A 13,752-nucleotide genomic window follows, 5' to 3' on the forward strand; every position below is an offset into this window, starting at 1 on the left:
ATCAACCCAGGATCTCTTCAACCGACTTGCCACGCTTGGCAGCGATCTCCGAGGGAGTGGTCGAGTTCTTCAGCGCGTCCATCGTGGCACGCACCAGGTTGTAGGGGTTGCTCGAGCCGTGGCTCTTGGCGACGACGTCGGTAATGCCCAGCACTTCGAAGACGGCGCGCATCGGGCCGCCGGCGATGATGCCAGTACCCTTGGCAGCCGGCAGCATCATCACGCTGGCGGCGCCGTGCTCACCGTGCACCTCATGATGGATGGAACCGCCCTTGAGCGACACCTTGATCATGTTGCGACGGGCCTGCTCCATGGCCTTCTGAACGGCCACCGGCACTTCGCGGGCCTTGCCCTTGCCCATGCCGACACGGCCATCGCCGTCACCGACCACGGTCAGCGCAGCGAAACCGAGAATGCGACCACCCTTGACCACCTTGGTCACACGGTTGATCGCGATCATCTTCTCGCGCAGGCCGTCGTCGTTGCCTTCGTTCTTTACGTTTGCCTGAAATTTAGCCATTTTGTGTATCCCGTCTGATCAGAACTGCAGACCGGCTTCACGAGCCGCATCGGCGAGGGCCTTGACACGGCCGTGATAGGCGAAACCGGCGCGGTCGAAGGCAACCTTCTCGATGCCAGCGGCCTTGGCCTTCTCAGCAATGCGCTTGCCGATCAGGGCAGCGGCGGCGGTGTTGCCACCCTTGCCGGCTGCGCCCAGCTGGGCACGCACTTCGGCTTCTGCGGTAGAAGCAGAGGCCAGCACGCGGGTGCCGTCGCCGGAGATGACGTTGGCGTAGATGTGCAGGTTGGTGCGGTTCACGGTCAGACGGACGGCGCCTTGCTGTGCAATGCGGATGCGCGTCTGACGGGCGCGACGCAGGCGTTGCTCTTTCTTGGTCAACATGATCCTGGTCCTTATTTCTTCTTGGTTTCCTTGATCACGACCTTCTCATCCGCATAGCGGATGCCCTTGCCCTTGTAAGGCTCGGGCGGGCGCACGGCGCGCACTTCGGAAGCGATCTGGCCCACGCGCTGACGGTCAGCGCCCTTGATGAGGATTTCGGTCGGCGTCGGGGTCTCGACCTTGATGCCTGCAGGCATCTCGATCTCGACCGGATGCGAGTAACCGACGCTCAGGTTCAGCTTGGCACCCTGGGCTTGGGCTTTGTAACCCACACCGATCAGAGACAGCTTCTTCTCGAAGCCCTTGCTGACGCCGTTGACCATGTTGTTCACCAGCTGACGCATGGTGCCGGACATGGCGTTGGCTTCGCGGGAATCGTTCACCGGGGTGAACGACAGCGAGCCACTGTTGTTGTCGATCTTGACCAGGGCGTTCTGGGCCAGGGTCAGGGCACCGAGGGCACCCTTGACGCTGATCTGGTCTTCCTTGACGGCCACCTCGACCCCGGCGGGGACGACGACCGGCAGCTTACCAATACGTGACATTTCAGTTTCTCCTCAATGCCCGCATCAGGCGACGTAGCACAGCACTTCGCCGCCGACACCGGTGGCGCGCGCCTTGCGATCGGTCATCACACCCTTGGGAGTGGTGACGATGGCCACACCCAGACCGTTCATGACCTGGGGCAGGGCATCGCGGCCGCGATAGATGCGCAGGCCAGGCTTGCTGACGCGCTCGATGCGCTCGATCACCGGACGGCCGGCGTAGTACTTCAGGGCGATCTCGAGCTGGTTCTTGCCAGCGTCGTTCACGACCTTGAAGCCATCGATGTAGCCCTCGTCCTTCAGGACCTGGGCAATGGCAGCCTTCAGCTTGGAAGCCGGCATCGACACGGTGGCCTTCTCGACCATCTGCGCGTTGCGGATGCGGGTCAACATGTCAGCGATAGGATCACTCATGCTCATTTGTGGTTCTCCTAGGGCTTACCAGCTGGCCTTGGTCACGCCGGGGATTTCACCGGCGAAAGCCAATTCGCGGACCTTGGCGCGGGCCAGGCCGAAATAGTTGAACGTGCCACGCGGACGACCGGTGATCTCGCAGCGGTTGCGCTGGCGGGTCGGGTTGGCGTTGCGGGGCAGCTTCTGCAGAGCCAGACGGGCAGCGTCGCGGGCTTCGTCGCTCTGCTTGGCGTCGTTGGCGGTCGCCTTCAGTTCGGCGTATTTCTTGGCGAACTTGGCGGCGAGCTTCTCGCGCTTGAGTTCACGTTGGAGTAGTGCTTGTTTAGCCACGCGCCACCTCAGTTCTTGAACGGGAAACGGAAACCAGCCAGCAGAGCCTTGCACTCTTCGTCGGTCTTGGCGGTTGTCGTGATGCTGATGTTCAGGCCGCGCAGGGCATCGACCTTGTCGTACTCGATCTCGGGGAAGATGATCTGTTCTTTGACGCCGATGTTGTAGTTGCCACGGCCGTCAAATGCCTTGCCCGAGATACCACGGAAGTCGCGCACGCGGGGCAGGGCCACGGTGACGAAACGGTCCAGGAATTCGTACATGCGGGCGCCACGCAGGGTGACCATGCAGCCGATGGGCTGCTGCTCGCGGATCTTGAAACCCGCGATGGCCTTCTTGGCCTTGGTCACGACCGGCTTCTGACCAGCAATCTTGGTCAGGTCACCCACGGCGTTGTCCATGACCTTCTTGTCAGCCACAGCCTCGCTCACACCCATGTTCAGGGTGATCTTGGTGATGCGGGGCACCTCCATCGGGGACTTGTAACCGAACTTCTGGGTCAGCTCGGGCGCGACCTTGTCGCGATAGATGTCTTGAAAGCGTGCCATGGTCATGCCACCTTGATTTCTTCGCCGCTGGATTTGTAGACGCGCACTTTCTTGCCGTCAGCCAGCACCTTGACGCCCACGCGATCTGCCTTGCCGGTCGCGGCATTGAAGATGGCCACGTTGGACTGGTGGATGGGCATGGTCTTCTCGACGATGCCACCGGTCACACCCTTCATGGGGTTGGGCTTGGCGTGCTTCTTGACGATGTTGACGCCCTCGACGACCACGCGGTCTTCGGTGGCGCGCAGCACCACCTTGCCACGCTTGCCTTTGTCGCGGCCGGCGATCACGATGACTTCATCGCCTTTACGAATCTTGTTCATGATGATTCCTCAGAGAACCTCGGGGGCCAGGGACACGATCTTCATGAACTTCTCGGTACGCAGTTCACGCGTGACCGGGCCGAAGATGCGGGTGCCGATGGGCTCCAGCTTGGCGTTGAGCAACACGGCGGCGTTGCCGTCGAATTTGATGAGGGCGCCATCCTGGCGACGGATGCCCTTGGCGGTGCGAACCACCACAGCGTTGTAGACCTCGCCCTTCTTGACGCGGCCACGCGGTGCTGCTTCCTTGATGCTGACCTTGATGACATCGCCCACGCTGGCGTAGCGGCGCTTGGAGCCACCCAGCACCTTGATGCACATCACGGACTTCGCACCCGTGTTGTCAGCAACATCGAGTCGAGATTGCGTTTGAATCATTTGATTTAAGTCCCAACTTGAATCCCCCCAGCCACCACGGCCAGGAGCGATCAGTCTTGGGCCCGTCGTCGCCATGCTGATGGAGCATCCGGCATGGCGCCGGGGCCACATCTGCCAGCTTCGGTGGGCAGAAATCTTCGCCTTTTGACAGCGAAGCCCTCTATTGTTGCAAAGCCTTGAGGGCCTGTCAAGCAGTTCTTAACGACCGCTGATCGGGAGGTAGTGGTCGCACAAGGCGACGAATGCCGCCGGGTCGGGGTCGGGAGCACCTTCCTCGGCCAGGATTCGGGCGACAGCAGGCGCCAGGGCCGCGGCCTGGCGGGCATCCAGGAACAGCGCGCGCCAACGGCGGGCCAACACATCTTCCACGGTGCAGGCATGCTCATGGCGCACCGCATAGCGGACCATGCCCTCGGTCAGCCCCATGCCCAACTCATCCAGTGCTCCCGGACAGGCAGCCACCTCCCTGGCCAATGCACCAAATAGATGCAAACCCGGGGCGGCGTGCAAAGGCACTTGCGCCGATGCCGGGACGGGTGCGCCCACGAGTCGGTGCCCGGCCGTCTGGTGGCCGCCCTGTCTGGGCAACAGACCGGCGGCAAAACAGCGTTCGAGCACATCTTCGGCCATCGCCCGGTAGGTGGTCCACTTGCCGCCGGTGACCGTGACCAGGCTATTGGCGTCCACCACGATGGTGTGCTCGCGGGAGATCACCTTGGTGGCGCCGCCCTGCCCTTGCGGGGGAGCCACCAGCGGACGCAGACCCACCCACACGCTGCGGATGTCCTCATCCCGCACCGGGCGGGAAAGGACTCGGCCAGCCTCCTCCCGGATGAACCGGAGCTCCTCGGCGAACGCGTCGGGCTCCCGTGGCAGGTCCTGGCGGGGTGTGTCGGTGGTGCCGAGAATGAGTTTGCCCAGCCAGGGCACGGCAAACAGCACCCGGCCGTCCTGGGTCTTGGGCACCAGCAATGCATGATCGCCGGGCATGAAATCCCGGTCCACCACCACATGGACGCCCTGGCTGGGACTGACCATGGGGGCCGGGGCCTGGCCAGCGGGAGCGGCCTGCTGCCGAAGGGCATCGACCCACACACCGGTGGCGTTGACCACGCACCGGGACTTGAGATGCATGACCTTCCCGGAGAAGCGATCACTCACTTTGACGACAAAGCCGCGGGATGCATCGTCCAGCGCCTCGATGGCATCCACCTTGGCGTGATTGAGGATCAGCGCACCAGCGGCCTCGGCACTGCGGGCCAGCGCCAGGGCCAGCCGCGCATCATCGAACTGGCCGTCCCAGTACTTGACGCCACCTCGAAGACCATCGCCACGAACACCGGGCAACGCCTTGAGGGTCTTGGCGCGATCCAGAAACTCGGTACGACCCAGGCCCGCCTTGCCCGCCATGAGGTCGTACAGCGTCAGTCCGATGCCATAGAACGGCGTCTGCCACCAGGAATAGGAGGGCATGACGAACGGCAATGGCTGCGCCAGGTGTGGCGCAATGTTCAGCACGGTGGTGCGCTCGGCCAGTGCCTCCCTGACCAGCGCCACATTGCCCTGGGCCAGGTAGCGCACGCCACCATGCAACAGCTTGGTCGAGCGTGACGAAGTGCCGCCGGCAAAGTCGTCTGACTCGAACAGGGCGACGGAGAAACCGCGCAGCGCCGCATCCAGTGCCACACCCAGGCCGGTGGCTCCGCCCCCCACGACCACCAGATCGAAGGGTTTCGGGTGGGTCAGGGTATCAAGGATGTCTGCGCGTTTCATGGGGTGATGGGGTACCGCACACACCCGAGGGTGTGTGCGGGGGTTTCAGATCAGCATGGGCCGCGCATCAGCGCACCTTGCCAGCCTTCCAGGCGTCGAGCAGTGCCTGGTAGTTGATGGTTTCGCCCTTCGGCTTCTCGTTGGCGAGCTTCTTCCAGGGCGCCGACTTGTCGGAGAGCCACTTGTCGGCGCTTTCCCGCTTGTTGAGCTTGGGCGGGCACTGGGCCATGCCTGCGCGCTCCAGGCGAGCCATCACGTCGTCCATCTCCTTGGCCAGGGTGTCCATGGCGGCCTGTGGCGTCTTCTCGCCCGTCACCGCCTGTGCCACATTCTTCCACCACAGCTGGGCCAGCTTGGGGTAGTCGGGCACGTTGGTCCCGGTCGGCGACCAGGCCACGCGGGCGGGGCTGCGGTAGAACTCGACCAGACCACCGAGCTTGGGCGCCATGTCGGTCATGGCCTTGCTCTGGATGTCGGACTCGCGGATGGGGGTCAGTCCGACCAGGGTCTTCTTCAGCGAGGTGGTCTTGGCGGTCACGAACTGGGCGTAGAGCCAGGCGGCGGCCGTCTTGTTGGCGTCGTGGTCCTTGAAGAAGGTCCAGGAGCCCACGTCCTGGTAACCGTTCTGCATGCCCTGCTTCCAGTACGGGCCGTTCGGGCCAGGGGCCATGCGCCACTTGGGCGTGCCGTCGGCATTCACCACGGGCAGGCCGGGCTTGGTCATGTCCGCCGTGAAGGCGGTGTACCAGAAGATCTGCTGCGCGATCTGGCCCTGCGCGGGCACGGGTCCGGCCTCGCCGAAGGTCATGCCGGTGGCTTCCTTGGGCGCGAACTTCTTCATCCAGTCGACGTACTTGGTCAGTGCGTAGACAGCGGCCGGCGAGTTGGTGGCACCACCGCGCTCGACCGAGGCGCCCACCGGGGTGCACTTGTCGGCCGCCACGCGGATGCCCCATTCGTCGATGGGCAGGCCGTTGGGCGCGCCGATGTCGGCGGTACCGGCCATCGACAGCCAGGCATCGGTGAAGCGCCAGCCCAGCGACGGGTCCTTCTTGCCGTAGTCCATGTGGCCGTAGATCGGCTTGCCATCGATGGTCTTGACGTCGTTGGTGAAGAACTCGGCGATGTCCTCGTAGGCCGACCAGTTCAGCGGCACGCCCAGGTCGTAGCCGTACTTGGCCTTGAACTTGTCCTTGAGGTCCTTGCGCTCGAACAGGTCGGCGCGGAACCAGTACAGGTTGGCAAACTGCTGGTCGGGCAGCTGGTAGAGCTTTCCGTCGGGCGCGGTGGTGAACTTGGTGCCGATGAAGTCCTTCAGGTCCAGGCCCGGGTTGGTCCACTCCTTGCCCGAACCGCTCATGTAGTCGGTCAGGTTGAGCACCTTGCCGTAGCGGTAGTGGGTACCGATCAGGTCCGAGTCGGAGATCCAGCCGTCGTAGATGGACTTGCCCGACTGCATGGAGGTCTGCAGCTTCTCGACCACGTCGCCTTCCTGGATCAGGTCGTGCTTGACGGTGATCCCGGTGATCTCGGTGAAGGCCTTGGCCAGGGTCTTGGCCTCGTACTCGTGGGTGGTGATGGTCTCGGAGACGACGGAAATCTCCTTGACGCCCTTGGCCTGGAGCTTCTTCGCGGCGTCAATGAACCACTTCATCTCGGACAGCTGCTGGTCCTTGGTCAGCGTGGACGGCTGGAACTCGCTGTCGATCCACTTCTTGGCCGCAGCCTCATTGGCCCAGGCCATCTGGGCCCCCAGGGCGCAGGCGGCGGCCAGCGCGAGGGCGTTGTAACGCAGTCTCATCGGTGTCTCCTTCTCTCAGGTTTGAAATGGGCGCTGCCCCTCAAGCGGGTGGGTGACCACGGCCCCGGGGCAGCGCCGGGCCGTATTCCCTGGGGTGAACGATCAGCCCTTGCGCATGATCAGCGCCAGGACAAGCATGGAGGCGACAAAGCTGATCCACACGCTGGGCGGCTCATCCAGCGTCATCAGTTCGCCGATCCACTCGGCTGCGCCCACAAAGGCGAGGTTGAGGTAGGCGGCCGTCAGCAGGCCGATGAAGAGCCGGTCGCCCCGGGTGGTGGCCATGGGCAGAAAGCCCTTGCGCTTGACGGTGGGGGACTTGATCTCCCACACCGTCATGCCGATCAGCATGAGCGCGATGCAGGTGAAGAACACGGCAACAGGGGTGGTCCAGGCCATCCAGTTGAACATCACACCCTCCCCATGGCGAAGCCCTTGGCGATGTAGTGCCGGACGAACCAAATGACGATGGCCCCCGGCACGATGGTGAGCACGCCCGCCGCCGCCAGCGTGGCCCAGTCCATGCCGCTGGCACTGACGGTGCGGGTCATGGTGGCGACGATGGGCTTGGCGTTGACGCTGGTCAGCGTGCGGGCCATGAGCAGTTCCACCCAGCTGAACATGAAGCAGAAGAACGCTGCCACCCCCACACCCGCCTTGATGAGCGGCAGAAAGATGGTGAGGAAGAAGCGAGGGAAGCTGTAGCCGTCGATGTAGGCGGTTTCGTCGATCTCGCGCGGGATGCCCGACATGAAGCCTTCCAGAATCCAGACCGCCAGCGGCACGTTGAACAGCAGGTGTGCCAGCGCCACGGCAATGTGCGTGTCCATCAGTCCCACGGTGGTGTAGAGCTGGAAGAACGGCAGAAGAAACACGGCCGGCGGCGTCATGCGGTTGGTCAGCAGCCAGAAGAACACGTGCTTGTCGCCCAGGAAGCTGTAGCGGCTGAACGCATAGGCGGCGGGCAAGGCCACGGTCAGGGAAATGACCGTGTTGATGCCCACATAGATCAGGCTGTTGATGTAGCCCGAGTACCAGCTCTCGTCGGTGAAGATGGTCTTGTAGTTGTCCCAGGTGAAGGCCTGGGGCCAGAGGCTGAATGAGGAGAGGATTTCCTCGTTGGTCTTGAAGCTCATGTTGACCATCCAGTAGATGGGTAACAGGGCGAAGATGAGATAGGCGATCAGGAACAGGGACCGCTTCTGGAAACGCCGCTCATGCATGGCCGGCTCCTTCTTTCTCGGCCTGGCCGAGGCTTTGCATCCAGTTGTAGAGCACGAAGCAGAACAGCAGGATGATGAGGAAATAGATCAGGGAGAAAGCCGCTGCCGGCCCCAGATCGAACTGGCCCACGGCCTTCTGGGTGAGGTACTGACTCAGGAAGGTGGTGGCGTTGCCGGGACCGCCGCCGGTGAGCACGAAAGGCTCGGTGTAGATCATGAAAGAGTCCATGAAGCGCAGCAGCACCGCGATCATCAGCACGCCGCGCATCTTGGGCAGCTGGATGTAGCGGAACACCGAGAGCTTGCTGGCGCCATCGATGCGGGCGGCCTGGTAGTAGGCGTCGGGGATGCTGCGCAGCCCGGCGTAGGCCAGCAGCGCCACCAGTGGCGTCCAGTGCCAGACGTCCATGAGCAGCACGGTCAGCCACGCCTGGGTGGCATCCCCCGTGTAGCTGTATTCGATGCCCAGACGTTCCAGGCTGTGGCCCATCAGGCCGATGTCGGCGCGCCCGAAGATCTGCCAGATGGTCCCGACCACGTTCCAGGGAATGAGCAGCGACAGCGCCACAATGACCAGGGTCGCCGAGGCTTTCCACCCCTGCGCCGGCATGGCCAGGGCCAGGGCGATGCCCAGCGGGATCTCCACCACCAGCACCGCAAGGGAAAACTTCATCTGGTTCCAGAGCGCGGCATGCAGGTCTTCGTCGCGCATGACGGCCGCGAACCATTCGGTGCCGACAAAGACGCGGCGCTCGGGACTGATGATGTCCTGCACCGAGTAGTTCACCACCGTCATCAGCGGCAGGATGGCCGAGAAGGCCACGCAAATAAAGACGGGCAGGATCAGGAACCAGGCTTTCTGGTTGACAGGTTTGGTGGTGGCGCTCATGCGACGAGCTCCTCGTTCTGGTAGAAGCAGGTGTGATCGCCCAGGATCTGCAGGCCGACCAGCGATCCCGTGCTTGGGATGGCGGTCTCGTTCGACAGCCTGGCCTTGAGCGACTGGCCCGCCGCATCGACGGTGACCAGAAAATACGTTCCGATGTCCTGGACACGCGTCACGGTGCCAGGCAGGCAACCCTGCTCCGACAGTGGCACCAGCCGCAGGTACTCGGGCCGGATACCCAGGCGCAGCGGGCCCTCGGGAAGTGGACGGGGTACTGGCAATACCCGGTCACCGATCCGCAACGAGCCGTTTTGAGCCTCCACTTCCAGCAGGTTCATGCCGGGTGAGCCGATGAAATGCCCCACAAAGGTGTGGGCCGGGCGTTCGAACAATGCGTCCGGCGCACCCAGCTGCACCACCTTTCCACGCGTCATGACCACCACCTGGTCGGCAAACGTCAGCGCCTCGACCTGGTCGTGCGTCACATAGATGAGCGTGAGCTTGAGTTCGTGATGAATCTGCTTGAGCTTGCGCCGCAACTGCCACTTGAGGTGCGGGTCGATCACCGTCAGGGGTTCGTCAAACAGGACCGCGGACACGTCCGGCCGGACGAGACCCCGACCGAGCGAGATCTTCTGTTTCTGATCCGCGGACAGCCCTGCGGCCCGCATGTCCAGCTGGTGGCTCATGTCCAGCATTTCAGCGATCTGCCCGACACGCTGGCGGATCTGATCGGCCGGCACCTTGCGATTCTTGAGGGGGAATGCCAGGTTCTCGGCCACGGTCATGGTGTCGTAGATGACCGGAAACTGGAACACCTGGGCAATGTTGCGCTCCTGGGGGGTGGCCCGGGTCACATCCCGGCCATCGAAGCAGACCGAACCGTGCGAAGGCACCAGCAACCCCGACATGATGTTGAGCATGGTGGTCTTGCCGCAACCCGACGGCCCCAGCAGGGCGTAGGCACCGCCATCCTCGAAGCTCATTTTCAGGGGCAGGAGTGCGTAGTCACTGTCCTGCGAGGGGTTGGGCCGGTAGGAATGGGCCAGGTCGAGATCGATGCGGCTCATGCCTTCACCTCCTGGCGACGGGGTGCGCGAACAAGGTCACCAGCCCGATCGAACACGTAGACCTGCGACGGGTCGATGTGCAGGGTGATGTGCGCACCCAGATCAAATTCGTGGACCCCGGTGAGCTGGGCCACCAGTTCACCCTGCGCGGTGTTCACATGGACAAAGGTGTCCGATCCGGAAATCTCGGCGAGTTCCACCTCACCCGGAATGCCAATATCACCCGGGCGTGCCGTTTCCCGCAGCGCGCTGGCGCGGATTCCCACGGTAACGGAGCGCGAAGCCTCACCCGGCAGGTCCACCGGCAGAGTGGCGCCGCCGCGCAGGCGCAGGCCGCCATCGACCGCCTCGGCCTCCACCAGGTTCATGGGTGGATCGCTGAAGGCCCGGGCCACCCGGATGGATCGCGGCTGGTGGAAGACCTCGGCGGTGGGCCCGTATTGCAGCAGTTCACCCGCGTCCATGACGGCGGTGTAGCCCCCCAGGAGCAGGGCCTCCGAGGGCTCGGTGGTGGCGTAGATGACCGTCGAATTGCCCGCAGAAAACAGCGAGGACAACTCCTCGCGCAGCTCTTCACGCAGCTTGTAGTCCAGGTTGACCAGCGGTTCGTCCAGCAACATCAACGGCGCACCCTTGGCCAGCGCACGGGCCAGCGCCACCCGCTGCTGCTGGCCGCCCGAGAGCTCGGCTGGCAGTCGCTCCAGGAAGATGTCGATGTGCAGGCGCGATGCGATCTCGCGCACACGCTGGTCGATCTCGTTCCTCGGGCGTCCGCCCAGCTTCAGGGGCGAGGCGACGTTGTCGAACACCGTCATGGACGGGTAGTTGATGAACTGCTGGTAGACCATGGCGATGTTGCGATCGCGCACCGGAACGCCCGTGACGTCCCGGCCGTCCACGAGAACCCGGCCCTGGCTGGGCACATCAAGCCCCGCCATCAGGCGCATCAGACTGGTCTTGCCCGCCTGGGTGGCCCCCAGAAGCACCGTAACGGCACCGGGCACAGGGGTGAGGCTCATGGGATAGAGATGGACCGCAGGGCCCACCGTCTTGCCCACCTGCTCCAGAGATAGCTGCATTCGTCTTCCTGGAAGTGGCGCGAAGCCGTTGCTGTTTTGTTCGTTTCGCCGATTTTAATGTTCGTTTTTCTTCGTTTTTATTCGGTACTTACCCTTAGGGCCGACAGTTGGTTTTCCGTTATGTTCGGGTCATCACGATTGCAGACACATCGCCCGTCATGAATCTGGCCCCCCGCCACACACAAATGCTCGATCTGGTGCGCGCCCAAGGGCCGCAGTCGATCGAAGCCCTGGCCGAGCGCTTCGGCGTCACACTGCAAACCGTGCGCCGGGACGTCCAGCGCCTGGCCGAGGCCGGGTTGCTGTCGCGTTTTCACGGCGGCGTGCGCCTGCCGGGCTCCACCACCGAGAACATCGCCTACCGGCAGCGACAGGCCATGCAATCCGAGGCCAAGAACGGCATTGCGCGCGCGATCGCCCGGCGCGTGCCCAACGGATGCTCGCTGATCCTGAACATCGGAACGACCGTGGAAGCGGTGGCGCGGGAGCTGCTGCACCACCGGGGACTGCGTGTGATCACCAACAACCTGCACGTGGCCGCCCTGATGAGCGCCAACCCGGACTGCGAGGTGATCGTGGCCGGGGGACAGGTGCGTGCCTCCGACCAGGGCATCGTCGGCGAGGCCACGGTGGACTTCATGCGCCAGTTCAAGGTCGACATCGGCCTGATCGGCATCAGCGGCATTGAGGCCGACGGCACGCTGCGGGACTTCGACTACCGCGAGGTCAAGGTGGCCCGCACCATCATCGAACAGTCGCGCGAGGTCTGGCTGGCGGCAGACCACAGCAAGTTCAACCGTCCGGCAATGGTGGAACTGGCCCATGTGAACGACATCGACGTGCTGTTCACCGATGCGGCGCCGCCTGCGCCATTCGACGACCTGCTGGCCCAGGGTCATGTCGAATGCGTGGTGGCGGCCGAGCAAGGCGATAGCCACTGAACCCTTTTCTTCGTCCTTTCTCCCTGGTGTTTCCCATGAGTTACCTGCTTGCCCTGGATCAGGGCACCTCCAGCTCCCGCAGCATCGTCTTCGACCGTGACGGCCACGTGGTGGCCATGGCGCAGCGCGAGTTTCGCCAGATCTATCCCCAGCCTGGCTGGGTGGAGCACGACCCGCGCGACCTGTGGCAGACCCAGCTGGAGACCGCGCGCGAGGCCCTGGCGAAAGCCGGCCTGAGCGCCAGGGATATCCGCGCGGTCGGGATCACCAACCAGCGCGAGACCACCGTGGTCTGGAACCGGCGCACCGGTGAACCGGTCTACAACGCCATCGTCTGGCAGGACCGCCGCGCCGAAGCCACCTGCGCTGCCCTTCGGGATGCCGGACTGACGCCCGTGGTCCAGGAGAAGACGGGACTTCGGATCGACGCCTACTTCTCCGGCACCAAGCTCAAATGGATCCTGGACCAGGTGCCCGGCGCACGGGCGCAGGCCGAGGCGGGGGAACTGGCCTTTGGCACGGTGGACAGCTGGCTGATCTGGCAGCTCACCAAGGGCCGCACCCACGTGACCGACCACAGCAACGCGGCGCGCACGATGCTGTTCAACATCCACACGCAGGACTGGGACACGGATCTTCTGCGGGCGCTGGACATTCCCGCAGCCATGATGCCGCGCTCGTTGCCGTCCAGTGCTCCGTTCGGGGAAGTCGACCCCGCGTGGCTGGGTGCGCCGCTGGTGATCGGCGGCGTGGCCGGTGACCAGCAAAGCGCGCTGTTCGGGCAGGCCTGCTTCTCGGCGGGCATGGCCAAGAACACCTACGGCACCGGATGCTTCATGCTGATGCACACTGGCGAGCGTTTCCAGATCAGCCAGAACGGGCTGATCACCACAGCAGCCGCGCAGCCGCCCGGCACGCCCCAGTACGCGCTGGAAGGCAGCGTCTTCATTGGCGGTGCGGTGGTGCAGTGGCTGCGCGATGGCCTGCGCGCCATCGAATCCAGCAGCGAGGTCCAGGCACTGGCCGAGAGCGTGCCCGACGCCGGCGGCGTGGTGCTGGTGCCGGCCTTCACGGGCCTGGGCGCGCCGTACTGGCAGCCGGATTGCCGGGGCAGCATCGTCGGGCTGACGCGCGGCACAACGATGGCCCACATCGCCCGGGCCGCTCTGGAGAGCATTGCCTTCCAGAGCGCTTCGCTGCTGCAGGCCATGAGCCGCGACGCGGTGGCCAGCGGCGGCGTGCCGGTAGCCGAATTGCGGGTGGACGGCGGTGCCTGCGTCAACGACCTGCTGATGCAGTTCCAGGCCGACCTGCTGGGCATCCCGGTGGTCAGACCTGCGGTCATCGAAACCACGGCGCTGGGCGCGGCCTACCTGGCGGGTCTGCATGCCGGGATGTACTCAGGCCTGGAAGAGTTGTCGGCCCAATGGAAAGCCGAGCGGGTATTCCATCCGACACTTTCGCGCGAGCGCGCGACGGAACGCATGGCGCAATGGGAGCATGCCGTGAGGCAGACGGTCGCGGCCTGACCCGATAT

17 protein-coding genes are annotated in these 13,752 nt (G+C 64.1%); 2 read left to right on the top strand and 15 right to left on the bottom strand.

Annotated elements, in window-relative coordinates:
* Window position 1 precedes the first annotated feature (1 nt).
* From rpsE to ACFQNJ_RS11435, 15 genes are all read right to left on the bottom strand, one after another.
* Window positions 2-520 (bottom strand): 30S ribosomal protein S5, encoded by a 519-nt coding sequence (rpsE, locus tag ACFQNJ_RS11365; RefSeq protein ID WP_374643266.1) that lies wholly within the window; start codon window positions 518-520, stop codon window positions 2-4.
* 18 nt (window positions 521-538) lie between these two features.
* The gene (gene rplR / locus ACFQNJ_RS11370) at window positions 539-904 is read right to left on the bottom strand and encodes a 50S ribosomal protein L18 (protein ID WP_374643264.1); all 366 of its coding nucleotides are present in this window, start codon (window positions 902-904) and stop codon (window positions 539-541) included.
* An 11-nt stretch (window positions 905-915) separates the two neighbouring features.
* Window positions 916-1,449: a 50S ribosomal protein L6 gene (rplF, locus tag ACFQNJ_RS11375; protein WP_382257273.1), complete on the bottom strand. Its 534-nt coding sequence runs from the start codon at window positions 1,447-1,449 to the stop codon at window positions 916-918.
* Between the two features lie 24 nt (window positions 1,450-1,473).
* Window positions 1,474-1,869, bottom strand: a complete 396-nt coding sequence (rpsH, locus tag ACFQNJ_RS11380; RefSeq protein WP_382257275.1) for a 30S ribosomal protein S8 — start codon at window positions 1,867-1,869, stop codon at window positions 1,474-1,476.
* An 18-nt stretch (window positions 1,870-1,887) separates the two neighbouring features.
* Window positions 1,888-2,193, bottom strand: coding sequence for a 30S ribosomal protein S14 (gene rpsN, locus ACFQNJ_RS11385; protein ID WP_374643258.1), 306 nt, complete (start codon window positions 2,191-2,193; stop codon window positions 1,888-1,890).
* An 8-nt stretch (window positions 2,194-2,201) separates the two neighbouring features.
* A complete protein-coding gene (gene rplE, locus ACFQNJ_RS11390; protein WP_374643256.1) occupies window positions 2,202-2,741 on the bottom strand; it encodes a 50S ribosomal protein L5 in 540 nt (179 codons plus the stop codon).
* Window positions 2,742-2,743: 2 nt separating this feature from the next.
* Complete coding sequence (gene rplX / locus ACFQNJ_RS11395; protein ID WP_374643254.1) at window positions 2,744-3,064, bottom strand: 50S ribosomal protein L24; 321 nt, start codon at window positions 3,062-3,064, stop codon at window positions 2,744-2,746.
* A 9-nt stretch (window positions 3,065-3,073) separates the two neighbouring features.
* Complete coding sequence (gene rplN, locus ACFQNJ_RS11400; protein WP_009514936.1) at window positions 3,074-3,442, bottom strand: 50S ribosomal protein L14; 369 nt, start codon at window positions 3,440-3,442, stop codon at window positions 3,074-3,076.
* A 198-nt stretch (window positions 3,443-3,640) separates the two neighbouring features.
* Window positions 3,641-5,215: a glycerol-3-phosphate dehydrogenase/oxidase gene (locus ACFQNJ_RS11405; protein ID WP_382257280.1), complete on the bottom strand. Its 1,575-nt coding sequence runs from the start codon at window positions 5,213-5,215 to the stop codon at window positions 3,641-3,643.
* Window positions 5,216-5,282: 67 nt separating this feature from the next.
* On the bottom strand, window positions 5,283-7,016 hold the full coding sequence (locus ACFQNJ_RS11410) for an ABC transporter substrate-binding protein (RefSeq protein WP_382257283.1): 1,734 nt from the start codon (window positions 7,014-7,016) through the stop codon (window positions 5,283-5,285).
* 102 nt (window positions 7,017-7,118) lie between these two features.
* Window positions 7,119-7,427, bottom strand: a complete 309-nt coding sequence (locus ACFQNJ_RS11415; RefSeq protein WP_382257286.1) for a DUF2160 domain-containing protein — start codon at window positions 7,425-7,427, stop codon at window positions 7,119-7,121.
* Complete coding sequence (locus ACFQNJ_RS11420) at window positions 7,427-8,239, bottom strand: carbohydrate ABC transporter permease (protein ID WP_382257289.1); 813 nt, start codon at window positions 8,237-8,239, stop codon at window positions 7,427-7,429. The genes ACFQNJ_RS11415 and ACFQNJ_RS11420 overlap by 1 nt, the downstream gene beginning before the upstream one ends.
* Window positions 8,232-9,128 carry a carbohydrate ABC transporter permease gene (locus tag ACFQNJ_RS11425; RefSeq protein ID WP_374643151.1) on the bottom strand — a complete coding sequence of 299 codons (897 nt, stop codon included), beginning with the start codon at window positions 9,126-9,128 and terminating at the stop codon, window positions 8,232-8,234. Before ACFQNJ_RS11425 ends, ACFQNJ_RS11420 begins: the two co-directional genes overlap by 8 nt.
* Entirely contained in the window at window positions 9,125-10,195 is a 1,071-nt protein-coding gene (locus ACFQNJ_RS11430; RefSeq protein ID WP_382257293.1) for an ABC transporter ATP-binding protein, read from the bottom strand. Before ACFQNJ_RS11430 ends, ACFQNJ_RS11425 begins: the two co-directional genes overlap by 4 nt.
* Window positions 10,192-11,274 carry an ABC transporter ATP-binding protein gene (locus ACFQNJ_RS11435; RefSeq protein ID WP_382257296.1) on the bottom strand — a complete coding sequence of 361 codons (1,083 nt, stop codon included), beginning with the start codon at window positions 11,272-11,274 and terminating at the stop codon, window positions 10,192-10,194. Before ACFQNJ_RS11435 ends, ACFQNJ_RS11430 begins: the two co-directional genes overlap by 4 nt.
* A gap of 158 nt (window positions 11,275-11,432) precedes the next feature.
* Between ACFQNJ_RS11435 and ACFQNJ_RS11440 the strand changes: the two genes are divergently transcribed.
* The gene (locus tag ACFQNJ_RS11440; protein ID WP_374643145.1) at window positions 11,433-12,215 is read left to right on the top strand and encodes a DeoR/GlpR family DNA-binding transcription regulator; all 783 of its coding nucleotides are present in this window, start codon (window positions 11,433-11,435) and stop codon (window positions 12,213-12,215) included.
* Window positions 12,216-12,250: 35 nt separating this feature from the next.
* On the top strand, window positions 12,251-13,744 hold the full coding sequence (gene glpK / locus ACFQNJ_RS11445; RefSeq protein WP_382257299.1) for a glycerol kinase GlpK: 1,494 nt from the start codon (window positions 12,251-12,253) through the stop codon (window positions 13,742-13,744).
* Window positions 13,745-13,752: the final 8 nt, after the last annotated feature.

The organism is Hydrogenophaga bisanensis, from assembly GCF_042665135.1.
In the GTDB taxonomy this organism is placed as follows: domain Bacteria; phylum Pseudomonadota; class Gammaproteobacteria; order Burkholderiales; family Burkholderiaceae_C; genus Hydrogenophaga; species Hydrogenophaga bisanensis.